The 23,012-nt window shown below is 73.3% G+C and carries 19 protein-coding genes; 12 read left to right on the forward strand and 7 right to left on the reverse strand.

The window, feature by feature from the left end; all coding sequences use genetic code 11:
• Positions 1-52 precede the first annotated feature (52 nt).
• Both AB8O64_RS13145 and AB8O64_RS13150 read left to right on the forward strand, forming a co-directional pair.
• Complete coding sequence (locus tag AB8O64_RS13145; RefSeq protein ID WP_370419344.1) at positions 53-985, forward strand: phosphotransferase; 933 nt, start codon at positions 53-55, stop codon at positions 983-985.
• Between the two features lie 125 nt (positions 986-1,110).
• Entirely contained in the window at positions 1,111-3,252 is a 2,142-nt protein-coding gene (locus AB8O64_RS13150; protein WP_370419345.1) for an FUSC family protein, read from the forward strand.
• A gap of 17 nt (positions 3,253-3,269) precedes the next feature.
• Here AB8O64_RS13150 and AB8O64_RS13155 read toward each other — a convergent pair whose 3' ends face one another.
• Positions 3,270-3,869, reverse strand: a complete 600-nt coding sequence (locus tag AB8O64_RS13155) for a TetR/AcrR family transcriptional regulator (protein WP_370419346.1) — start codon at positions 3,867-3,869, stop codon at positions 3,270-3,272.
• Between the two features lie 94 nt (positions 3,870-3,963).
• On the opposite strand from AB8O64_RS13155, the gene AB8O64_RS13160 reads away from it, so the two are divergent.
• From AB8O64_RS13160 to AB8O64_RS13175, 4 genes are all read left to right on the forward strand, one after another.
• The gene (locus tag AB8O64_RS13160; protein WP_370419347.1) at positions 3,964-4,491 is read left to right on the forward strand and encodes a PH domain-containing protein; all 528 of its coding nucleotides are present in this window, start codon (positions 3,964-3,966) and stop codon (positions 4,489-4,491) included.
• On the forward strand, positions 4,488-6,041 hold the full coding sequence (locus AB8O64_RS13165; RefSeq protein WP_370419348.1) for a PH domain-containing protein: 1,554 nt from the start codon (positions 4,488-4,490) through the stop codon (positions 6,039-6,041). The genes AB8O64_RS13160 and AB8O64_RS13165 overlap by 4 nt, the downstream gene beginning before the upstream one ends.
• A 313-nt stretch (positions 6,042-6,354) precedes the next feature.
• Entirely contained in the window at positions 6,355-8,097 is a 1,743-nt protein-coding gene (locus AB8O64_RS13170; protein WP_370419349.1) for a sigma-70 family RNA polymerase sigma factor, read from the forward strand.
• Between the two features lie 195 nt (positions 8,098-8,292).
• A complete protein-coding gene (locus tag AB8O64_RS13175) occupies positions 8,293-8,679 on the forward strand; it encodes a hypothetical protein (protein WP_370419350.1) in 387 nt (128 codons plus the stop codon).
• Between the two features lie 20 nt (positions 8,680-8,699).
• On the opposite strand, the gene AB8O64_RS13180 is transcribed toward AB8O64_RS13175, so the two are convergent.
• The 6 genes from AB8O64_RS13180 to iolC all read right to left on the reverse strand — a co-directional run bounded on the left by AB8O64_RS13180 (position 8,700) and on the right by iolC (position 16,363).
• Positions 8,700-10,049, reverse strand: a complete 1,350-nt coding sequence (locus tag AB8O64_RS13180) for a S28 family serine protease (RefSeq protein ID WP_370419351.1) — start codon at positions 10,047-10,049, stop codon at positions 8,700-8,702.
• An 89-nt stretch (positions 10,050-10,138) separates the two neighbouring features.
• A complete protein-coding gene (locus tag AB8O64_RS13185; RefSeq protein WP_370419352.1) occupies positions 10,139-11,632 on the reverse strand; it encodes a CoA-acylating methylmalonate-semialdehyde dehydrogenase in 1,494 nt (497 codons plus the stop codon).
• A 15-nt stretch (positions 11,633-11,647) separates the two neighbouring features.
• Entirely contained in the window at positions 11,648-13,522 is a 1,875-nt protein-coding gene (iolD, locus tag AB8O64_RS13190) for a 3D-(3,5/4)-trihydroxycyclohexane-1,2-dione acylhydrolase (decyclizing) (protein WP_370419353.1), read from the reverse strand.
• On the reverse strand, positions 13,519-14,433 hold the full coding sequence (gene iolB / locus AB8O64_RS13195; RefSeq protein WP_370419354.1) for a 5-deoxy-glucuronate isomerase: 915 nt from the start codon (positions 14,431-14,433) through the stop codon (positions 13,519-13,521). The genes iolD and iolB overlap by 4 nt, the downstream gene beginning before the upstream one ends.
• Positions 14,434-14,500: 67 nt before the next feature.
• Entirely contained in the window at positions 14,501-15,382 is an 882-nt protein-coding gene (locus AB8O64_RS13200) for a deoxyribose-phosphate aldolase (RefSeq protein WP_370419355.1), read from the reverse strand.
• A 12-nt stretch (positions 15,383-15,394) separates the two neighbouring features.
• A complete protein-coding gene (gene iolC / locus AB8O64_RS13205) occupies positions 15,395-16,363 on the reverse strand; it encodes a 5-dehydro-2-deoxygluconokinase (protein WP_370419356.1) in 969 nt (322 codons plus the stop codon).
• 266 nt (positions 16,364-16,629) lie between these two features.
• Here iolC and AB8O64_RS13210 point away from each other — a divergent pair, with 266 nt between their 5' ends.
• The 6 genes from AB8O64_RS13210 to AB8O64_RS13235 all read left to right on the forward strand — a co-directional run bounded on the left by AB8O64_RS13210 (position 16,630) and on the right by AB8O64_RS13235 (position 22,970).
• Entirely contained in the window at positions 16,630-17,574 is a 945-nt protein-coding gene (locus AB8O64_RS13210) for a sugar phosphate isomerase/epimerase family protein (protein ID WP_370419357.1), read from the forward strand.
• A 147-nt stretch (positions 17,575-17,721) separates the two neighbouring features.
• Entirely contained in the window at positions 17,722-18,741 is a 1,020-nt protein-coding gene (locus tag AB8O64_RS13215; RefSeq protein WP_370419358.1) for a Gfo/Idh/MocA family protein, read from the forward strand.
• Positions 18,742-18,766: 25 nt separating this feature from the next.
• Positions 18,767-19,786 (forward strand): Gfo/Idh/MocA family oxidoreductase, encoded by a 1,020-nt coding sequence (locus AB8O64_RS13220; protein WP_370419359.1) that lies wholly within the window; start codon positions 18,767-18,769, stop codon positions 19,784-19,786.
• Between the two features lie 193 nt (positions 19,787-19,979).
• Positions 19,980-20,186 carry an AlpA family transcriptional regulator gene (locus AB8O64_RS13225; protein ID WP_130877929.1) on the forward strand — a complete coding sequence of 69 codons (207 nt, stop codon included), beginning with the start codon at positions 19,980-19,982 and terminating at the stop codon, positions 20,184-20,186.
• Positions 20,187-20,433: 247 nt separating this feature from the next.
• Positions 20,434-20,667 carry a heavy-metal-associated domain-containing protein gene (locus AB8O64_RS13230; RefSeq protein ID WP_356452952.1) on the forward strand — a complete coding sequence of 78 codons (234 nt, stop codon included), beginning with the start codon at positions 20,434-20,436 and terminating at the stop codon, positions 20,665-20,667.
• Between the two features lie 47 nt (positions 20,668-20,714).
• Positions 20,715-22,970, forward strand: coding sequence for a heavy metal translocating P-type ATPase (locus tag AB8O64_RS13235; RefSeq protein ID WP_370419360.1), 2,256 nt, complete (start codon positions 20,715-20,717; stop codon positions 22,968-22,970).
• Positions 22,971-23,012: the final 42 nt, after the last annotated feature.

Genomic DNA, 23,012 nt, shown 5'->3' on the forward strand with positions numbered 1-23,012 from the left:
GCCTGGGGAAACCTCGTCGACACCGCGCCGCTCCCCCGGGCAGGATCGTTCCATGGCGAACCCGAATTCACTCAGCAAGCGTGCCCAGGAGGCCGTAGACCTCGCGACCCGGGCCGGGAAGCGGCTCGGACTGCGGGCGGACGAGCCGCGCGTGCTGCACGACGTCTTCAACGTACTGGTGCATCTCGCGCCGGATCCGGTCGTGGTGCGGGTGCCGACGCTCGCGCTCGCGTCCGTCGAGGAGCAGGCGGTCAAGCAGCGGCACGAGCTCGCCGTGGCGGGGTGGCTGGCCGACAGTGGGGCGCCGGTCGTGCGGCCCAGTCCGCTCGTGCCGCGTGAACCGGTCGAGTTCGAGGGCAGGTCCCTGACCTTCTGGGAGTTCGTCAGCGAGGCGGACGCCGACGAGAGCCAGTCGTTCGAGGACCGCTTCGCCGAGCAGACCGGCTGGGCCGCCCGGCTGCACGGCCTGCTGGCCGGGTATCCCGGCGAGCCGCTGCCGACGCTGGCGCCCCTGGTGCCCGCGCTGAAGCCGGCGCTCGCGGAGCTGAAGAAGCAGCCGCAGTCGCTCACCACGGCGGAGCTGGACCGGGCCGAGGCGGAGTACGCGGTGCTCGAAGCGCTCGTCAGCGATCTGTCCGCGTACTTCCCCGACGCCCGTGTGCAGACGCTGCACGGTGACTCGCCGTCCTACAACGTCCTGCGGACCGCCGACGGCTATGTCTTCAACGACTTCGAGGACGTCACGCGCGGGCCCGTGGAGTGGGACCTGACGCTCGTCGGCCCGCGCGGGGTCGAGGCCTACGAACGCGCCAGCGGCACGCGGGTGGACCGGGCCCTGCTGGACGTCATGGAGGGCGCGCGGATGCTCCAGGTGGTGGGTGCCCTGGCGCTCGTGCCGCGCATGCCGGAGCTCGGCGCGATGCTGGAGCCCGTCGTCGAGCAGTGGCGGGCCCGGACCCCGCTGTCCCTGCCCGGGCGCGGCTGACGCACCGCACCCGCAAGGCCCCGTAAAGCCCTGTCAGGTCAGGGAAACGGTCACGGAAACGACCACAGAAATAAGCGAGCGGTCGCATTCCGGTTAGTTGCGGTCAGGACCGTAAGCTCGGGGGCATGACCTGGTCGAAGGCGCTGAAAGACACCGTCCGCACCGGGCTGACGGTCGAGCGGACCAAGTTGCAGCCGCTGGTCGCGGTGCGGGGCGCGGCCGGGGTGGCGATCGTCATCGGGGTCGTGCTGTGGCTCGCCACGCCGACGTTGGCGGTGTCATCCGCGTTCGGGGCGTTCGCCTCGGCGCTGGTGACCTTCCAGCGGTCCTGGCGGCCACGGCCCGTGCTGGCGCTCGCGGTGGCGGCGGGGCTCGCGATCAGTACGTTCCTGGGCTACATGGCCGCCGCCGACCATCTCGCGTTCGCCGTGCTGCTGGCCGTCTGGACGCTGCTCGCGGGGATGGCGTGGGCGGTCGGGCCGGTGTCGGGGATGGTCGCGACGCAGACCGTCGCGGTCATGCTCATCACCGTCACGCTGCCGACGTCCGTCGCCGGGGCGTTGCTGCACGCCGGGATCATCGTCTGCGCGGGCGTGGTCCAGGCCGCGCTCATCGTGCTCTTCCCCATCAGACCTTGGGGCCTGCAGCGTGACGCGCTCGCGGACGCGCTGGCCGCCGAGGCGGACTACGCGCGCCGGCTGCGGCACGACCCGGTGGCGCGGTTCGACGCGCAGCCGTTGATGGACGCCCGCAGCGCCGCCGAGCTCACTCCCCGCCAGGCCCGGAACCGCCCGCGCCAGTTGGGCGGGCCGCGCGGCGTCGCCGAGCGGCTGCGGCCGGTGCTGGCCTCGCTGGCCGACCCCGTCGTGGGGGCGCCCGCCGAGGGGCCGGAGCGGGATCACGTACGGGATCTGCTGGCCGCCGCCGCGACGGTGCTGGACGCGGTGGCGCGGTCGATCCGGTGGGGCAGGCCGGTGCGGCTGCCGCCGGAGGTGATGGCGGTCCTGGAGGGGGCCGAGTCCGGTTCGATGCTCACCGGGCCCGCCCGCCGTTCGGCGCTGCGGCTGATCGCGCTGCTCGCGGACGCCGTGGAAGCCACCGACGAGCCCGTCAAGGAGGCCCCGCCCGCCAACGGGGAGCGCCCTCAGAAGCCGGCCGAGGGCCCCGGGAACTCCAAGGAGAAGGAGCCGTACCGCCATCTGCTGCGGCCCACCGTCCCCCGGCTGGTGCCGGTGGGGCTGCGGGCGCTGCGGCGGGAGGCGCGCTGGTCCTCGGCGATCGGGCGGCACGCGGTGCGGGTCGCGGCGGTCTCGCTGGCCGGGTACGCCCTGGGCAGCGCCTTGCCGCTGGGACACGGCTACTGGGCGCCGATGACGTCGGTCATGGTCATGCGGCCGGACTTCGGCCAGACCTATTCGCGCGGGGTCGCGCGCTTCGTCGGGACGCTGGTCGGAGTCTTCGTCGGCGGCCTGGTGATGGCCCTGGCCCACCCCGGACCGTGGGTGTGCGCGGCGCTCGCCGTGGTGTGCATCGGGCTGATGTATCTGCTGATGCGCACGGGTTACAGCGTGGCCTCGGCGTGCATCGCCGCGTATGTCGTCTTCCTGCTCGGCATCGCGGGCGAGGGCTGGTCGCAGACCGTGGAGGAGCGGGTGATCCTGACCCTGCTGGGCGGGCTGCTCGCGATGGCCGCGTACGCGCTCTTCCCGGCCTGGGAGACCCCCAAGCTGCGTGACCGGCTCGCGGACTGGCTGGCGGCCAACGGCCGCTACTCCCTCGCGGTCCTCGACACGTTCGCCCGCCCGGCCGAGCGCAAACCGCGCCGGGTGCGCGAGGCGCTGCTGGACGCCCGGGCCGCGCGCCAGGCCTGGGACGACGCGGTCGCCCGCGCCCAGCGGGAGCCCGTACGCCATCGGGGGATCTCGCGCAGCGCGGAGCGGGGCGCGGAGGCCGCGCTGGCCACGATGGGGCGGACGACGATGCTGATGGAGGCGCATCTGCCGGACCGCGACGCCACCCCGTCCCAGGAGGCCGAGGACTTCGCGGCGGCCCTGCGCGCGGCCCTGCCGGAGGCCGTCGCGGCCGTCCGGGAACGGCGGGACCTGGACTGGTCGGGTCCCCTCCAGGCGTACGCCGCGTGGCAGGCGCGGGTGGACGACGAGGGGGTGGCGGTACGCGCCGCCGAGCTCCTCGTGGACGCCCTGGACGAACTCGCGGGCGTCCTCTCCCGCGGCCCCGGCGGCCGCAACCGCGCCCGGCGGAAGTAGCACCGGCGGCCGGAGGGCTACGGCGTGAACAACCGGTCCAGATGCGCGTCCACCAGGTGGAGCGCCTCCGCCCCGGAGACGACCTCCAGCAGGGTGTAGTTCGTCAGGCCGTCGATCAGTGCGATCAGCAGCATCGCCTCGGTGTCGGGGTCGCGGTCGGGGGCGACCTCGCCGCGCGTGATGCCCTCCCGGATCTGGTGGGCGAAGAGGCCGCGAAGGGCCGGGATCCCCTCCTTGGCGTGGCGGCGCAGACGTTCGTCGTGGACGGCCCGGACGAAGTAGGCGATCTGGACGAGGTTGCCCGTGCGGCTGCTGTCGTCCAGGGGCAGCATCTCCACCGCCGATTCGCGCAGGATGTCGCGCGGGGCGGGGGCCTCGGCCAGGGCGTGGACGCGCTCGCCGATACGGCGGGCGGCGAGGGCGCTGATGTGGTCGAGGGCGAAGACGAGCATGTCGTCCTTGCTGGAGAAGTAGTGCTGCAACTGCCCCAGCGAGATGCCCGCCTCGGCCGCGACGTCGCGCAGGCTCGCCCCGTCGAGCCCGCGCTCGCACGCGATCCGCCAGAGGGCCTCCGCGATCTTCTGGCGGCGTTCCTCATGGTCCACCCGCTTGGGCACGTGGCGCCCCTTCCTCGTTTTTACAGGTCAAGTGTATTGCTATACCTTGACTGCTGCCAATACGATTGACTTGTAAAAGATTACGGGGGCGGTCATGGTCGAACACCGGCACCACACGCGCGTCAGGCTCCGGCCGCCGCGCAACAGCGTCGATCCCCGCGCCCGGCGGTGGTGGACCGTGCAGTCGCTGGTCACCGTCAGCGGCCCGCTGCTGCTGGTCGCCCTCACGCTGGGCGTGCTCTCCCTCCTCTTCTTCCCCGGCGCCCTGCTCTGGCTCGGCCCGCTGCTGCTCGTCGTCCTCGTGCTGCCCGCGCTGGCGTACACGCTGGCCATGCCGGCCTGGCGGTATCGCGTGCACGCCTGGGAGCTGGGGGACACCGCGGTCTACGCCGCGAGCGGCTGGTTCTGGCAGAAGCGCCGGATAGCCCCGCTCTCCCGCGTCCAGACCGTCGACACCGCGCGCGGCCCGATCCAGCAGTACTTCGGCCTCGCGACGGTCACCGTCACCACCGCCTCGACGGCGGGCGACGTGAAGATCGCCGGCCTGTCCGACGCCGACGCCCGGCTGCTGGCCGAGCGCATCACCGCCGCCGCCCGCGCCGTCCCGGGGGACGCCGCGTGACCGGGCGGCACACCGACCGGGGCACTGCCCGGGACAGCGACGGCTGGCGGTCGCTCGATGCCCGCACCCCCCTCGTGCACTGCGCCTGGCTGGCCGCGCCGCTGGGCTCACTGGCACTCACCGCGCTGGCCACCGGCGGCGAGCTCGACCTCCGCGGGTGGATCACCCTCGGAGTCATCGGGGTCGTCTTCGCCGTCATCACCACCGCCGGATCCGTCACCTGGTCGCGCACCCGCTACCGCGTCACCGACGAGTCCCTGGAGGTGCGCACGGGCCTGTTCACCCGGCGGCTGCGGTCGATCCCGCTGCATCGCGTGCGCAACGTCGACCTGACCGCCAACCCCGTGCAGCGCGTCCTGGGCCTCACGGTCCTGCGGGCGGGCACGGCCGGTTCGGCGGGCGGCCGCAGCGAGCTGTCGCTGGACGCCCTGTCCCGGCCCGAGGCCGTGCGGCTGCGGGCCGAACTCCTCGCCCGCGCCGGGGCCGTGAGCGCCCAGGACCCCGTACTCGCCACCGCCGACCCGCGTCGGCTGCGCTACGCGCCGCTCACCTTCTGGGTCTTCGGAGGTGTCTTCGCCGCGTCGGGTGCCGTGTGGAGGGTGTTCGACGGGATCGGGATCAAGCCCTGGCGGATCGGCTTCGTCCGCCGGTCGTTCGAGGAGTTCGGCCACAGCGCGCTGTGGCTCACCGTCCCGGCGGCCCTGCTCGCGGTGGTGGTGATCGGTGTGATCGGCTCGCTGCTGCTCTACGCCGAGAACTGGGGCCGGTACCGCCTGGAGTGGACCGACCGGGAGACCCTCGGCGTCCGCCACGGGCTGCTGACGACCCGTTCCGTCTCCATCGAGCGGGCCAGGCTGCGCGGGGTGGCCCTGCGCGAGCCGCTGCTGCTGCGCGCGGGCGGCGGGGCGAGCGTACGGGCGGTCGCCGGCGGGCTCGGCAACCGCGAGGAGAACCGCAAGCGCAGCGCCGTCCTGCCGCCCGCCTCCCGCGCGGAGGCGCTGCGGGTGTGTGCGGGGGTACTGGGCGAGGAAGTCCCGACGGACGGGCTGCGCCCGCACCCGCGAGTGGCGCTGCGGCGCCGGGTCGTGCGCGCGCTGACGTGGTGCGTCCTGCCGCCGACGGTGGCGCTGGCCGTGCTGGGCCGGCAGCTCACGCCCGTGCTGTTGTACTGCGCGGCGGGTTACGCGCTGCTCGCGACCCCGGTCGCCTACGCGTTCGCGCGCGACGCCTACCGCGCGCTCGGGCACGCGGTGCGGGGCCGCCATCTGGTGGTGCGGTCGGGCACGTTCGGCCGGGAGACCGTGACGCTGCGCCGGGACGCGGTGCTGGCGTGGACGTTCTCGGACACGCCGTTCTCCCGCCGGGCCGGGGTGGTCACCGTGACGGCCGGGGTCGCGGCGGGTGAGGACGGATACCGCATCCGGGACATGTCGGCCATGGAGGCGGCGGGGTTCGCGGACACGGCGACGCCGGGGATCGTGACGGAGTTTCTGGACCGGTCGCCCTTCGCCGAGCACGCGTGCAACGCGAGTGACGAGGCGCGCATATAGGGCACACCGGTGCAGGTGAGGCGCACGTGAGGTGCTTCACACCGGGCCCGCGGCGGGCTGATCCACAGACCGTCGGCGGGCCCGGCCGCGCGCGCCGCCGATCTTCCAGAAACCCGCCCTGAGCTGGACGTTCGCCACGAACCCGGATCCGCGCCCGGCTACCTCGGCCCGCGCGCCGCCACCCGCGCGCACCCACCGTTTCGATCTTTCCGCCCGAACCGATCTCCACATTCTTGTTATTGGATGAGCGGCTTCGGGTCTCCCATGTGTCGGGACGGCAATCGACTCAGGTGCGGAAAGAGGTGGACGGGGCGTGCAGAGTGACAGCGTGACCGCGGCCGTGATCGAGGCGGCGCGCGCCGGGAACCCCGCCGCGCAGGACGAACTCGTCGCCGCGTACCTGCCGCTGGTCTACAACATCGTCGGCCGCGCGCTGAACGGGCACGCGGACGTCGACGACGTGGTCCAGGAGACCATGCTCCGGATGATCAACGGCCTTGACGGGCTACGGGATCCGGCCGCCTGCCGGTCGTGGCTCGTCGCGATCACGATGAACCAGATACGCAGCCACTGGCGGGACGGACAACGCGAGGAGACCCCCGTGGGCGGACTCCAGGAGGTCGGCCGCGAAGTGCCGGACCCCGGTGCCGACTTCGTCGACCTCACCATCGTGCGACTGGGCCTGTCGGGCCAGCGCCGCGAGGTCGCGGAGGCCACCCGCTGGCTGGACGACGGGGACCGGGACGTGCTGTCCCTGTGGTGGCTGGAGGCCGCGGGCGAACTGACCCGCACCGAGGTCGCCGCCGCCCTGGACCTCTCCCCGCAGCACACCGCCGTGCGCGTCCAGCGCTGCAAGGCCCAGCTCGACGTCGCCCGGGGCGTCGTACGGGCACTCGCCGCCACCCCGCGCTGCCAGGAGCTCGCCGAACTCGTCGCGCCCTGGGACGGCACCCCCTCCGCGCTGTGGCGCAAGCGCCTCGCCCGGCACACGCGCGGCTGCGCGGGCTGCGGTGGCGCCGGGGCGTCCCTGGTCCCCGCCGAGGGGCTGCTCGTCGGCCTCGGTCTGGTGCCCGTCCCGGGCGCGCTGCTCGGGTGGTGGGGCGGCGGCGCCGTGCTCGACACCCAGCCGGTGGCCTTCTCCTCGCCCCCGGACCCCGCCCCGTACACCGGTCCGCACACCTCCGACTTCGCTTCCCCGACACCGGAAACGTCCCCGATACCGAATCAGGCCGCTATGCCGAATCGTTCCTCCATATCGAACTCCCCGAACCAGCCCTCTGCTCCCCGCAGTCACCGCGCCCGCCCCAAGCGCACCGCCGTACGGGCGGGGATCGGGGCCGGGGTCCTCGCTCTCCTCGGCGGCGCCACGCTGGGCGGCTCGTACCTCTTCTCCGACTCCTCCGAGAGCACCGAGCCGAAGACCGTGAGCGCCCCCGGCCAGGCCGTGCCCTTCGGGGACCGCACCCCCTCGCCCCTCGAGACCGGTGCCTCGGCTTCCGCCAAGCCCTCCCCGTCCCACAGCCCGAAGGCGTCCAAGAAGCCCTCGCCCAAGGCCTCCCCCTCGGCCAAGTCGGCGGCACCCGAGCCGAGCGCCACGACGTCGAAGCCCAAGCCCGACACCGCCCCGGCCCGCCCGAAGCCCAAGCCGAAGCCGGCCACCGGCAACACGGGCGGCGGCAGCACCGCACAGCAGGTCGTGGCCCTGGTCAACGAGGAGCGCGCCAAGGCCGGTTGCTCCCCGCTGACGAGCAACGCGCAGCTGACCACGGCTGCCCAGCGGCACTCCGACGACATGGCCGCCCGCGACTACATGGACCACACCAACCCCGACGGCCAGGGCCCCGGTGAGCGGATCACCGCCGCCGGCTACCGCTGGAGCACGTACGGCGAGAACGTCGCCGCCGGGCAGAGCGGTCCGTCGGCCGTCATGGACTCCTGGATGAACAGCTCCGGCCACCGGAAGAACATCCTCAACTGCGCGTTCAAGGAGATCGGCGTGGGCGTCACCTCCGACTCCGGCGGCCCGAAGTGGACGCAGGTCTTCGGCGCACGCTGAGCCGCCGGAGGCGGTGCGGTGCGACCAGGGCGGTAGGCGGCCACGCGATGGGCCCGCCCTACCGCCCTGGTTGCAGACGGCGATTACCACGCGCGTTGGATGCCCGACGGGCGCCTCGTTCCTAGGCTCGTGTCCGCAGGGGGAACCCCCTCTGCTCCGCCTGACGGCGGAGACCAGGGAGGAACGGGGACGAGCATGAGGCTTGCGAGGAAGATCGCCGTATTCGCCGTCGGCACGACGAGCGCGCTGGCCCTCTCGATCGGCGGAGCCGGCACCGCATCGGCCCACGACGCGCGCGTCAAGGGCCCGTACTTCTGCGGCACTTCGGGTCTGCGGTCGTGCGGCCACGGCGGGGTGACCACGGGACACACCTGGGTGTGGGCCTGTGACGACCACGCGGACGGCCACGGCTACCGCGTCCAGTACAAGCTGCGCAACGGCCGCGTCGGAGCGGTCGGCGACGGCAACGGCAACAAGCCCGGCTGCGGCAATTCACGGGTGACCACGTCCTCCAACCCGGTCGTCACGCTCTGGTCGTGCGACTCGAAGACGGGGATCTGCCAGGGACCGACCAAGGCGTAAGGGCTGACCGGTGGGCCCGGCTACCGCCCCGCCCACCGGCCGAGTGCCGCCTCGGCGCGGGCGCGGGCGTCGGGTGCCAGGTCCGTGAGACGGGCGCGGTGGTTGGCCGACGCGACCTCGACGTACGCGTCACGGCTGCCGCGGCCGAGCCGGAAGCGTTCGGCCGTGGCCGGGTCGTTGTCCCCGTAGACGAAGAGCAGTTCACTGCCGTGGTGGCGCACCCAGCGGTCGATGTCGGCCATCGCGTGCGGCTGGAAGCGCAGCGGGATGTCCCGGGGGACGTAGGTGCGGACGTCCTGGACGCCGGGGTGGCGGAGCAGTCCGTCCAGGTGCGGGGCCCGGTACTGCGGGTAGCCGAGCTGGGTGCCCAGCTGGTGGAAGTACGGCGTCAGGGTGCCCAGCACCTGGTCGGTGTAGTTCTTCAGGCCGGTCGTCGCGTCCAGCCACGTGTACAGCTCGTCCGTCGAGGCGGTGGGCGCCGGGACGTCCGCGCACTTCGCGGCGTCGCCGTACTGCCAGAACATCGGCACGGCGCGCAGCACGGCGAGTTCGAGCGCCCGGTCCGCGCTGCCGACCGTGGTGAACGTCCGCTGTTCCTTCGCCGCCCACTCGGTGTAGCGGCCGGCCAGCTCCGTGCGCCGCACCAGCGCCTCCCGCTGGGCCGCCTTGAGCGCGGCGCGGCAGGACTCGGTGCCCAGCCGCTCGACGAGCGCGTCGTAGGCGGTGTCGTCGCGGTCGTCGGTGTTGTTCGGGGCGGAGTAGGCGACGGTGCCGTTCACGTCGCGGGGGTAGAAGCGGCGGTGGTAGACGGCGGTCATGCCGCCCTTGCTTCCGCCGGTGGAGATCCACGGCCCGCCGTACAGCGCCTTGAGCGCCCGGATCAGCCTGTGGTGGTCGCTCGCCGCCTGCCAGATGTCCAGCGTCGTGTAGTCCACGGCCTGGGACTGCGGCCGGGACGTGCCGAAGTACCGCTGCTCGGTGGAGATCTGGTTGCCGTCGACGAGCTTGGTGGGCTCGGAGCGGAACGCGGGGTCCGCGCCCAGGGCGTAGCCCGTTGTGTACAGCACCATCGGCTGCCGGACGGACTTGTGCAGCAGGGTCAGCCGCTGCTCGAACGTCCCCCGTTCGGGGTGGCGGTGGTCGACGGGCTGCCGGTAGCTCAGCTCGAAGTAGCGGTAGCCGGGGGCGGCCGGCTTCTCACCGGTCAGCCGCATGCCGGGGACGGCTTCGACCCTGGCCCGGATGTCACCGTCGGGCGTCTCCGGCGTCCCCTCCAGGGCCCCCGCCCGCGCCGTGGGCGCCAGCAGCCCGGCGAGCAGACCGAGGGTGACGAGACGGCCGAGTGTCCGGGTGCGCGTGTGCTTCCTCATGCCCGCCAGTCAACCGGCGGCGCCCGGCCGCCGGACCCCCCGCACGCGTGAGCGGCCTCCCCCGCGTGGGGGAGGCCGCTCACGGTGTGTCAACGGTGGCTGGGGAAGCCCAGATCGACGCCGCCGTCCTCCGGGTTGGGCCAGCGGGTGGTGACGACCTTGCCGCGGGTGTAGAAGTGCACGCCGTCGTTGCCGTAGATGTGGTGGTCGCCGAAGATCGAGTCCTTCCAGCCGCCGAAGGAGTGGTAGCCGACCGGCACCGGGATGGGGACGTTGACGCCCACCATGCCTGCCTGGACCTCCAGTTGGAAGCGGCGGGCCGCACCGCCGTCGCGGGTGAAGATGGCGGTGCCGTTGCCCCACGGCGAGGCGTTGATCAGGGCGATGCCCTCCTCGTACGTCGCGGCGCGCAGCACGCACAGGACGGGGCCGAAGATCTCGTCGCGGTAGGCGTCCGCGTCCGTGGAGACCTTGTCCAGGAGGGACAGGCCGATCCAGTGGCCGTCCTCGTAGCCCTCGACGGTGAAGCCCGTGCCGTCGAGGACGACCTCGGCGCCCTGGGCGGCCGCGCCGTGGACGTAGGAGGCGACCTTGTCGCGGTGGGCCTTGGTGATGAGGGGGCCCATCTCGGACGTGGGGTCGTCACCGGGGCCGATCTTGATCTTCTCGGCGCGGTCGCGGATCTTCGCCACGAGCGCGTCGCCCGTGTCGCCCACCGCGACGACCGCCGAGATGGCCATGCAGCGCTCGCCGGCCGAGCCGTAGGCGGCCGAGACGGCCGCGTCGGCGGCGGCGTCGAGGTCGGCGTCGGGGAGGACCAGCATGTGGTTCTTGGCGCCGCCGAGGGCCTGGACGCGCTTGCCGTGGGACGTGGCCACGCCGTGGATGTGGCGGGCGATGGGCGTGGAGCCGACGAAGGAGACGGCCGCGACGTCCGGGTGTTCCAGCAGCCGGTCGACGGCGACCTTGTCTCCGTGCACGACGTTCAGCACGCCGTCCGGCACTCCGGCCTCGGCGGCGAGTTCGGCGAGGCGCAGCGCGGCCGAGGGGTCCTTCTCGCTCGGCTTGAGGACGAAGGTGTTGCCGCAGGCGATGGCGAGCGGGAACATCCACATCGGCACCATGGCCGGGAAGTTGAAGGGCGTGATGCCCGCGACGACGCCGAGCGGCTGGCGGATCGAGGCGACGTCCACACCGCCGGACACCTGGGTGGACAGCTCGCCCTTGAGCTGGAGGGTGATGCCGCAGGCCAGTTCGACGATCTCCAGGCCGCGGGCGACCTCGCCGAGCGCGTCGGAGTGCACCTTGCCGTGCTCGGCGGTGATCAGCCCGGCGAGTTCGTCGCGGTGGGCGTCGAGCAGGGCGCGGTAGCGGAAGAGCACCGCCGTGCGCGTCGCCAGCGAGGACGTGCCCCAGGTGCCGAAGGCGTCCTTGGCCGCCGCGACGGCCGCGTCGACCTCCTCGGCGGAGGCGAACGCGACCCGGGTGGTGACGGCGCCGGTGGCCGGGTCGGTGACCTGGCCGAACGCGCCGGAGGCCCCCTCGACGGACGTGCCGCCGATCCAGTGGTTGACGGTCTTCATCTGCTGCGACCTCTCTTACGTTCCAAGGTAACGGCGGCGGGCGGCGGCGTGACGCTCGTAGTCCCGGCGGGCCCTGACGGCCGCCGGGCGGGTCGCGGTCTCGGCGACAGGCACATCCCACCACGCCTGGGCAGGGGGCGCCCCGGACACACTGTCGGCTGTTTCGGTCTCCACATAGACACATGTGGGCCGGTCCGCGGCGCGCGCTTCCGCGAGCACCGTGCGCAGCTCACCGGCCGTGCGGGCGCGCAGTACGGCCATGCCGAGGGAGGCGGCGTTGGCGGCCAGGTCCACGGGCAGCGGGTCGCCGGAGTAGGTGCCGTCGGGGGCCCGGTAGCGGTAGGCGGTGCCGAAGCGCTCGCCGCCGACCGCCTCGGAGAGGCCGCCGATGGAGGCGTAGCCGTGGTTCTGGATCAGGACCACCTTGATCGCGATGCCCTCCTGCACGGCGGTGACCAGTTCGGTGGGCATCATCAGATACGTGCCGTCGCCGACGAGCGCCCACACGGGCCGGTCCGGGGCGGCCAGGCGGACGCCGATGGCGGCCGGGATCTCGTACCCCATGCAGGAGTAGCCGTACTCCAGGTGGTACTGGCGGCGGGAGCGGGCCCGCCACAGCTTGTGCAGATCGCCGGGGAGTGAGCCCGCCGCATTGATGATCACGTCCTCGTCGCCGACGACGGCGTCCAGCGCGCCGAGCACCTGGGCCTGACCGGGCCGGGCACCGGGGTCCGCCACCGCGTACGCGCGCTCGACCTCCGCTTCCCATGCGGCCTTCCCGGCGGCGTACTCGCTCTCGTACGACGCCGGGACCCGGTATCCGGCCAGGGCCTCGGTGAGTGCCCGGAGCCCGGCGCGGGCGTCGGCGACCAGCGGCAGGGCGGCGAGCTTGTGGGCGTCGAAGGAGGTGATGTTGAGGTTGACGAAGCGGACGCCGGGCGCGAAGAGGGTCGCGGAGGCGGTGGTGAAGTCGCTGTAGCGGGTCCCGACGCCGATGACCACGTCGGCGGCGCGGGCCAGTTCGTCGGCGACGGCCGTGCCGGTGTGGCCGATGCCGCCGACGTCCGCGGGGTGGTCGTGGTGCAGCGAGCCCTTGCCCGCCTGGGTCGAGGCGACGGGGATGCCGGTCGCCTCGACGAGCGCGCGCAGGGCGTCCTCGGCCTCGCTGTGGTGGACGCCGCCGCCCGCGACGATCAGGGGTCGCCGGGCGGCCCGTACGGCCGCCGCCGCGTCGGCGGTCGCGGCCGGGTCGGGCGCCGGACGGCGTACGTGCCAGACGCGGTCGGCGAAGAACTCCTCGGGCCAGTCGTACGCCTCCGCCTGGACGTCCTGGGGCAGGGCGAGGGTGACGGCTCCCGTCTCGGCGGGGTCGGTCAGCACCCGCATGGCCTGGAGGGCGGCGGGGATCAGCGCCTCGGGGCGGGTGATCCGGTCGAAGTACCGCGACACCGGGCGCAGACAGTCGTTGACGGAGACGTCGCCCGTACCGGGGTGTTCCAGCTGTTGGAGGACGGGGTCGGCGGGCCGGGTGGCGAAGGTGTCACCGGGGAGCAGCAGGACGGGCAGCCGGTTGACCGTGGCGAGCGCGGCACCGGTGACGAGGTTGGTGGCGCCGGGGCCGATGGAGGTGGTGACGGCGTGCGCGGCGAGCCGGTCGCGCTGGCGGGCGAAGCCGACGGCGGCGTGCACCATGGCCTGTTCGTTGCGGCCCTGGAGATAGGGCAGGGCCCCCTCGGACTCCAGCAGCGCCTGCCCGATGCCGGCGACATTGCCGTGGCCGAAGATCCCCCAGCAGGCGTCGATCAGCCGCTGCCGTCGGCCGTCGCGCTCGGTGTACTGGTGGGCGAGGAAGGTGACGAGGGCCTGCGCGACGGTGAGCCGTCGGGTCATCGGGCTTCTCCCTGGGCGGGTTCCTGGCGGGCGGGTTCTTCCCGGGCGGGGAAGAGGGGCAGACGCGGGTCCACGGGCTGCTCGGGCCAGGTCCCGCGGATCCAGGCGTGGTCGGGGTGGTCGCAGATCAGCCACTCCCGCTCGGCGCCCGGCCCGGCCATCACGTTGAGGTAGTACATGTCGTGGCCGGGGGCGGCCATGGACGGGCCGTGCCAGCCGTCGGGGATCAGCACGACGTCACCACTGCGGACCTCGGCGAGGACGTCCGTTCCCTTCTCCCGCGACGGCGACACCCGTTGGTAGCCGAGGCCGGTGTCGTCGCCGGCGATCTCGAAGTAGTAGATCTCCTCCAGCTCCGACTCCAGGCCCGGGCGGTGCTCGTCGTGCTTGTGCGGCGGGTAGGAGGACCAATTGCCGCCGGGGGTGAGCACTTCGACGGCGATGAGCCGGTCGCACTCGAAGACGCCCGCGGCGGCGAAGTTGTTGACCTGCCGGGAGCAGTTGCCGGTGCCGCGCAGCTCGACGGGCACGCCGGATGCGGGCCCGTAGCGGGCGGGCAGTCGGCGCTCGCAGCGCGCCCCGGTGAGCGCGAAGCGGCCGCCGGACGGCGAGGTGACGGTGGCGTGCGCGTCACGCGGCAGATAGGCGAAGTCGGTGACGGCGGTGAACACGCTGTCGCGGCCGTGGAGTTCGAAGGTCTCACCGCTGTCGGTGGCGACCGCGCAGCCGCCGCTGAGGGGGAGCACGATCCATTCGCTGTCGCCGGTGGGGAAGGTGTGGCTGCCGCCCGGGGGCAGGGTCAGGGTGCGCAGGGAGGAGTAGCGCCAGCCGGCGCGGCCGGGCGTGACGTCGAGGGCGTAGTCCGTGCCGGTCGCCGTGCCGGCGGGGAGGTGGTGCGCTGCGGAGGTCATACGGTCCTCATCTCACTGCCGACCGCGCTGCGCGCGGTGTCCTCAATCGCCGGACGGGCTGAGTTGCTCACAGCAACCCCACCGCAGTATCAACGGCACCCACCACATCCCCGTCCGCCGGATACAGCAGGGCCCGCCCCACCACCAGCCCCTGGACCGTCGGCAGACGAAGCGCCGCACGCCACTTCTCGTACGCCGCGTCCTGGTCCTCGCCCACGTCGCCGCCCAGCAGGACGGCCGGGAGGGTGGAGGTCTCCATGACCCTCGCCATGTCGTCGGCGTCGTCGGTGACGGGCACCTTGAGCCAGGTGTAGGCGGAGGTGCCGGCCAATCCGGAGGCGATGGCGATGGATTTGGTGACGGCCTCGGCGCTCAGGTCGTTGTGGACCTTGCCCGCGACGCGCCGGGAGAGGAAGGGTTCGACGAACACGGGCAGCCGGTGGGCGGCCATGTCGTCGATGGCGCGCGCGGTGGCGACCATCGTGCTCAGCGAGCCGGGATCGTCGTAGTCGATGCGCAGCAGCAGCTTGCCCGCGTCGAAGCCCAGCCCGGCCAGATCGGCGGCGCGGTGGCCGGTGAAGCGGTCGTCCATCTCGAAGGCCGCGCCGGCGAGACCGCCGCGGTTCATGGACCCGACGACGACCTTGTGTTCGAGGGCGCCGAGCAGCAGCAGGTCGTCGAGGATGTCGGCGGTGCCGAGGACGCCGTCCACGCCGGGGCGGGAGAGCGCGAGGCACAGCCGTTCCAGCAGGTCGGCCCGGTTGGCCATGGCGTGGGCGCGGTCGCCGACGGCGAGGACACCACGCGCGGTGTGGTCGGCGGCGATGATCAGGAGTCGGCCGCTGTCGCCGATCAGCGGGCGCCGGGCCCGGCGGGCCGCCGCCTCGGCGACGGCCTCGGGATGCCTGCTCCGCACCTTCACGAGGTCGGGGATACCGATGGTGCTCACGCGGTGCCTCTTTCAGGCCAGGAGTTGATCGATCTCGGCCGGGGTGGGCATCGCGGCCGAGCAGGAGAGCCGGGAGGCGACCAGCGCCCCGGCGGCGTTGGCGTAGCGGATCACGCGTTCGAGGTCCCAGCCCGCGAGCAGCCCGTGGCACAGCGCGCCACCGAACGCGTCACCCGCGCCGAGTCCGTTGACCACCTCGACGGCCACCGGCGGCACCTCGGTGACGGCGCCGTCGCGGTGCGCGGCGAGCACGCCCTTGGGGCCCTGTTTGACGACGGCGAGTTCGACCCCGGCGGCCAGCAGCGCCCGGGCGCAGTCGGCCGGTTCGCGGACGCCGGTGGCGATCTCGCACTCGTCGAGGTTGCCGACGGCCACGGTCGCGTGGCCGAGCGCCTTCGCGTACCAGGGACGGGCCTTGCCCGGATCGCCCCAGAACGCCGGCCGCCAGTCGAGGTCGAAGACGGTGATGCCCCCGGTCCCGGCAGCCGTACGCGCTTCCAGGGCGGCGAGCGTGGCGGTACGGCTCGGCTCCTCGGAGAGGCCGGTGCCGGTCATCCAGAAGATCCGGGCCTCGCACACGGCGGCCAGGTCGAGCTCGTCGGCGCGCAGCTCCATGTCGGGCGCCTTGGGCCGTCGGTAGAAGTAGAGGGGGAAGTCGTCGGGCGGGAAGATCTCGCAGAAGGTGAGCGGGGTGGGGTGGTCGGGGCTGGTCAGGACGAGCCGGTCGTCCACGCCGAAGTCGCGCAGCGCCCGGTGGACGTACTCGCCGAACGGGTCCGCCCCCGTACGGCTGATGAGGGCGGTGCGCCGCCCCAGCCGGGCGGCGGCGACCGCGACGTTGGCGGGCGAACCGCCGAGGAACCTGCCGAAGGTCTCCACCCGCGCCAGCGGCACCCCGGTCTCGAGCGGATAGAGGTCGACGCCGACGCGGCCCATGGTGAGCAGGTCGTACGGCTCGACAGGCTCGACCGGTTCGCTCATGTCTGCCCTCTCCGTCCTTCCGCCGGCGGATGGACTCCGGTCGGCTCCGGTCAGGTCTAGCCGGGCGCACGGGACCCTGTCAAGGATTTGTCCTTACATATGGACGTCCCTCGAAAGGGCATTGACTGTACGTCCATATGTCCGGACGAAGCCTTGACACCCATCTACCCGGCAGGGAAGCTACCGGCAACCCCACCCCTGCCCTTCGGCACGGGAGAACCAGCCCTTGACCGGTCACCGCCGACCGGCGAGAGGAGAGCCGCCGCATGCCCGCCGCCCACTCCCCTTCTCCCCCCTCCGGTTCCCCCGCCCCGAGCTCCCCCGGCCGGATCCGGGTGGGCTCCGCGCCGGACTCGTGGGGCGTCTGGTTCCCCGACGACCCGCAGCAGGTCCCCTGGCAGCGCTTCCTCGACGAGGTCGCCGAGGCGGGCTACGCGTGGATCGAACTCGGCCCGTACGGCTACCTCCCCACCGACCCCGCCCGGTTGCGCGACGAGACGGAACAGCGCGGCCTGACCGTCTCCGCCGGCACGGTGTTCACGGCCCTGCACCGCGGCCCGGCGGCCTGGGACGCCACCTGGGCGCACGTCGCGCAGGTCGCCGAGCTGACCCGGGCGACGGGCGCGGGCCATCTCGTCGTCATCCCCTCCTTCTGGCGCGACGACAAGACCGCCGAGCTGATCGAGAGCCCCGAACTGACCGCCGAGCAGTGGCACCACCTCACCACCGGCACGGAACGGCTGGCCCGCGAGGTGCGCGAGCGCTTCGGGCTCGACATCGTCGTCCACCCGCACGCCGACACCCACATCGACACCGAGGCGCACGTCGAGCGCTTCCTCGACGCCACGGACTCCGACCTGGTGAACCTCTGTCTGGACACCGGGCACTACGCCTACTGCGGCGGGGACAGCGTCAAGCTCATCGAGACCTACGGCGAGCGGATCGGCTACCTCCACCTCAAGCAGGTGGACCCGGCGGTCCTCGCCGACGTCCTCGCCGAGGGCACCGCCTTCGGGCCCGCCGTCCGGCGCGGCGTGATGTGCGAACCGCCGCGCGGCGTACCGGCCCTGGAGCCCGTCCTGGCGGCGGCCCGCAAACTCGACGTCGACCTCTTCGCCATCGTCGAACAGGACATGTACCCCTGCCCGCCGGACCGGCCGTTGCCCATCGCCCGGCGCACCCGCCGCTATCTGCGCTCGTGCGGCGCGTAGCGCCTGGCCGGCGGATCGTCGCGAGTGTGTCCTCAATCGCCGGACGGGCTTGAACAAGCCCGTCCGGCGATTGAGGACGCGCCCGCAGGGCGTCCGCCGCCGCAGGTGGCACGGACGGCTCGTAGTCGAACGAGAACGAGGGAAACCATGACGCAGCGAGGAACGCTCGGCGTAGCCGTGATCGGTACGGGCAGGATGGGCGCGGATCACGTCCGGCGGATCGACGAGGTCGTCGGCGGGGCGCACGTCGCGGCCGTCGTGGACATCGACGGCGACCGCGCGAAGGGGATCGCCGACCGCCTCGACGGTGCCACCGCCTATACGGATCCGGCCGCCGCCATGGCCGCCGACGACGTGGACGCCGTCCTCATCGCCTCGCCCGGCCCGGCCCACGAGGCCGCCCTGCTCGAAGCGCTCGACCGCGATCTGCCGGTGCTGTGCGAGAAGCCGCTCACCCCGGACGCCGCGTCCGCGCTGCGCGTCCTGGAGGCGGAGACCCGGCTGGGCCACCGGCGGGTGCAGGTGGGCTTCATGCGCCGCTACGACGCGGAGTACATGCGGCTGAAGTCACTGCTGGACGCGGGTGACTTCGGCCGGACGCTGATGCTGCACTGCCGCCACCGCAACACGTCCACGCTGCCCGGGTTCACCGAGCAGATGCTGATCAACGACTCGGTCGTGCACGAGATCGACGCCACGCGCTGGCTCCTCGACCAGGAGATCACCGCCGTCACCGTCCTCAAGCCCACCCCCTCGTCGGCGGCGCCCGGGGCGCTGAGCGACCCTCAGTTCGTCCTCTTCGAGACCTCGGGCGGCGCGGTCGTCGACGTCGAGATCTTCGTCAACTGCGGCTTCGGCTACCAGGTGCGCTGCGAGGCGGTCGGCGAGCGCGGCACGGCCCTGATCGGGGACGCGCACGGCCTGACCGTGAACGCCGCCGGACGGTGGGGCGGCGAGATCGCCCCCGACTTCCGCCGGCGCTTCGAGGACGCCTACGACCGCGAGGTCCGCCACTGGGTCGACGCCACCCGCCGCGGCCTGGTCGAGGGCCCCAGCGTCTGGGACGGCTACGCGGCGGCGGTCGTGTGCGAAGCGGGCGTACGAGCGCAGGCCACGGGGACGCGTGTGACGGTGGAACTGCCCGAACGCCCGGCGCTGTACCGCTGACGTGGACAAGACGGAGGTACCCCCCTTGCGGATCGGACTCCTGGGAGCAGGCCGCATCGGCACGTTCCACGCCACCGCCCTCGCGCACACCGACGGCGTCGACGCCCTCGTCGTCGCCGACGCCGACCCGGCGCGAGCCGCCGCGCTCGCAGAGCGCGTCGGGGCGCGGGCGGCCACCACGGCGGAAGCCGCACTCGCGGACGTGGATGCCGTAGTGATCACCGCCGCGACCGCCGCACACGCCGACCTCATCACCGCGGCGGCACGCAAAGGTCTGCCCACGTTCTGCGAGAAACCGGTCGCGCTCGACCTGGACCGCACGGTCCGTGCACTGCGCGAGGTCGAGTCGGCGGGGACGCTGTTGCAGATGGGGTTCCAGCGGCGCTTCGACGCCGGGTTCCGGGCCGCTCGGGAGGCGTTGCGGGCGGGGCGGCTGGGGCGGGTGCACACCATCCGGGCCGTCACCTCGGACGCGGCGCCGCCACCGGCGGAGTTCCTGCCGCAGTCCGGCGGGCTGATCCGCGACTGCCTGGTCCATGACTTCGACGCCGTCCGCTGGCTGACGGGCCGTGAGGTGGTGGAGGTCTACGCCCGGGGCACGGACAACGGCGCGGCGTTCTTCCGCGAGGCCGGTGACGTGGACACCGCCGCCGTCCTGCTCACCCTGGACGACGGCACGCTCGTCACCGCGACCGCCACCCGGTACAACGGCGCGGGGTACGACGTGCGGATGGAGCTGTCCGGCGAGCGCGACCAATGGGTGGTCGGGCTGGACGACCGTACGCCCATGACATCGGCCGAGCCGGGCGGGCCGGGGGCGCCCGTACGGCCGTGGAGCGGTTTCCTGGAGCGCTTCGACGCCGCGTACCGCGCCGAGCTGGCCGCCTTCGTCCGGGCCGCGCGGGGCGAGGTGCCCAATCCCTGCTCCGGGTGGGAGGGGCTGCGCGCGCTGGTCGTCGCGGAGGCGTGCGAGCTGTCCCGGCAGGAGGGCCGGCCCGTGCGGCCGGCGGAGGTGGCCGAGCGGGCGGGGGTCCCTCTCCCCTGACCACCCTGTGTCACCCTCACGTCACATTGGTCACGCCCGCGTGGTCCTTCCGTCACAGGCGCTCGACAGCCCCGCCCGCCCGGTCACTCTGCGTCGTTCATTGGGGGCAGGCTCAGTGATCAAGAACGGCCGCGCCGCAGCTTCCCGACGGATCCCCCCTCCGTGGCTGCGGCGCAGCGGAGAGGCGCGACAGATGACCGACCGTCGGCTCTGGTCCTACAAGGAAATCGCGGCACACATCGGAGTGCAGACCGACACCGTGCGGTCCTACCGCAAGCACGGACTGCTCCCCGCCCCCGATCTCACCGAGGGCGGCAAGCCCTACTGGTTCGCGGACACCATCCGCGCCTGGGTCGCCCGGCGGCCCGGCAACCGCTCCCGGCGCGGATCGAAGGACTGAACCCGCCCCCGCCTTCCCCCTCACCCCCGCCCCACCAGCCGGGCCCCGGGCCGAGCTCCCCCTCGGCCCGGGGCCCTTTTTCCGTCGCGGCGGCCCTGCCCCCGCACGGGCGGCCACCGCGCGGGCAGGCGTACGGGCAGGCGCGCGGCCGGGTGGAATTCCCCGGAACCCCTACCCGAAGGAATACCCCTAGGGGGTAAGGTGTTGACGCTGTCGAGTTGATCGAAATCTACCGAGGAGCACCACCATGACCGCTGGGACGAACACCGCCTCCACCACCGTCTACCAGGTCACCGGCATGACCTGCGGCCACTGCGAGTCCGCCGTGACCAGCGAACTCACCGCCCTCCCCGGCGTCACCTCGGTGCAGGCCGTCGCGGCCACCGGTCAGGTCACCGTCACCGCCACCGCCCCGCTGGACGACGAGGCCGTCCGCGCCGCCGTCGACGAGGCCGGCTACGAACTGACCGGCCGCGTCTGACCCACCCGCGACCGCCCCCTACCCGCCCGCCCGCCAGGAGCGACGCGATGACCAGCACGACACCCACCCGGACGACGCCGCCCACCGCCGAGGTGGAACTCACCGTCGGCGGCATGACCTGCGCGTCGTGTGCCGCCCGCGTGGAGAAGAAGCTCAACCGGATGGACGGCGTCGAGGCCACCGTCAACTTCGCCACCGAGCGGGCGCGCGTCGCCTTCGGCCCGGGGGTGGAGGTCGCCGACCTCATCGCGACCGTCGAGAAGACGGGCTACACCGCCGAGGTACCCCGCCCGCCGGAGCCGGAGGCCGCGGAAGCGGAGCACGGTGACGGCGGCACGGAGGCGGGCGGGCCGCGGCAGCGGCTGGCCGTCTCGCTGGCCCTGTCCGTCCCCGTCGTCCTGATGGCGATGGTCCCCGCGCTGCAGTTCGACAACTGGCAGTGGCTGTCACTGACGCTGGCCGCCCCCGTCGTGGTCTGGGGCGGGCTGCCCTTCCACCGGGCGGCCTGGACCAATGCCCGGCACGGCACGGCCACCATGGACACGCTCGTCTCGATCGGCACCCTGGCCGCCTTCGGCTGGTCGCTGTGGGCCCTGTTCCTCGGCACGGCGGGCATGCCGGGCATGCGGCACGGCTTCGACCTGACCGTCTCGCGGACGGACGGCTCGTCGGCGATCTATCTGGAGGCGGCGGCCGGGGTGACCACGTTCATCCTCGCCGGGCGCTTCCTGGAGGCGCGCTCGAAGCGGAAGGCGGGGGCCGCGCTGCGGGCGCTGCTGGAGCTGGGCGCCAAGGACGTGAGCGTGCTGCGCGACGGGAGCGAGCAGCGGATTCCCGTCTCCCGGCTGGCGGTCGGCGACCGGTTCGTCGTACGGCCCGGGGAGACGATCGCGACCGACGGCACGGTCACCGAGGGCGACTCGGCGGTCGATGTCTCGATGCTCACCGGCGAGTCCCTGCCCGTGGACGTCACCGTCGGCGACACGGTGACCGGCGCGACGGTGAACACCTCCGGGCGCCTCGTCGTCGAGGCCGTCCGGGTGGGCTCGGACACCCAGCTCGCGCGGATGGCGAAGCTCGTCGAGGACGCGCAGAACGGCAAGGCCGAGGTGCAGCGCCTCGCCGACCGCGTCTCCGGCGTCTTCGTCCCCGTCGTGCTGCTGATCGCCCTCGGCACGCTGGCCGGCTGGCTGCTGGCCACCTCCGACGCCACCGCGGCCTTCACCGCCGCCGTGGCCGTGCTGATCATCGCCTGCCCCTGCGCCCTGGGCCTCGCCACCCCGACGGCCCTGATGGTCGGCACCGGCCGGGGCGCGCAGCTCGGCATCCTCATCAAGGGGCCGGAGGTGCTGGAGTCCACCCGCCGCGTCGACACGGTCGTCCTGGACAAGACCGGCACGGTCACCACCGGCCGCATGGGCCTGCGCGACGTCGTCGCGGCGCCCGGCGTGGACGAGGGCGAGCTGCTCCGGTACGCCGGGGCGCTGGAGCACGCCTCCGAGCACCCGATCGCGCGGGCCGTGGCGGAGGCCGCCGCCGGACGGACCGGCGCGCTGCCCACACCGGAGCGGTTCGAGAACGTGGCGGGCCTCGGTGTGCGGGGCGTCGTCGACGGCCACGAGGTGCTGGTCGGCCGTGAGCCGCTGCTCACCCGGCAGGGGATCGAGCTGCCCGCCGAGTTGGCGCGGGCGGTGTCGGCGGCCCAGACGGCGGGCCGGACGGCGGTGCTGGTCGCCTGGGACGGACGGGCACGCGGTGTCCTCGCCGTCGCGGACACGGTCAAGGCCACCAGCGCCCGGGCCGTGGCGGAGCTACGGGCACTGGGACTGACGCCGGTGCTGCTGACGGGCGACAACAAGGCGGTCGCCGAGGCGGTGGCGGCCGAGGTCGGCATCGACGAGGTGATCGCCGAGGTCATGCCACAGGACAAGGTCGACGTCGTCCGGCGGCTCCGGGCCGAGGGCCGTACGGTCGCGATGGTGGGCGACGGCGTCAACGACGCGGCCGCTCTGGCCACGGCCGATCTGGGCCTGGCGATGGGGACGGGCACGGACGCCGCCATCGAGGCGGGCGACCTCACGCTCGTCCGGGGCGATCTGCGGGTGGCCGCGGACGCGATCCGGCTCGCGCGCCGGACGCTCGCGACCATCAAGGGCAACCTCTTCTGGGCCTTCGGCTACAACGTCGCCGCGCTGCCGCTGGCCGCGGCCGGACTCCTGAACCCGATGATCGCGGGCGCGGCGATGGCCTTCTCATCGGTGTTCGTCGTGACGAACAGCCTGCGGCTGAGGCGCTTCACGTAGGCCTCAGGCGGCCGCGACCCCGGCCGGGGGTCCGGGGGTTGC

The organism is Streptomyces sp. QH1-20 (assembly GCF_041283565.1).
In the GTDB taxonomy this organism is placed as follows: Bacteria; Actinomycetota; Actinomycetes; order Streptomycetales; family Streptomycetaceae; genus Streptomyces; species Streptomyces syringius.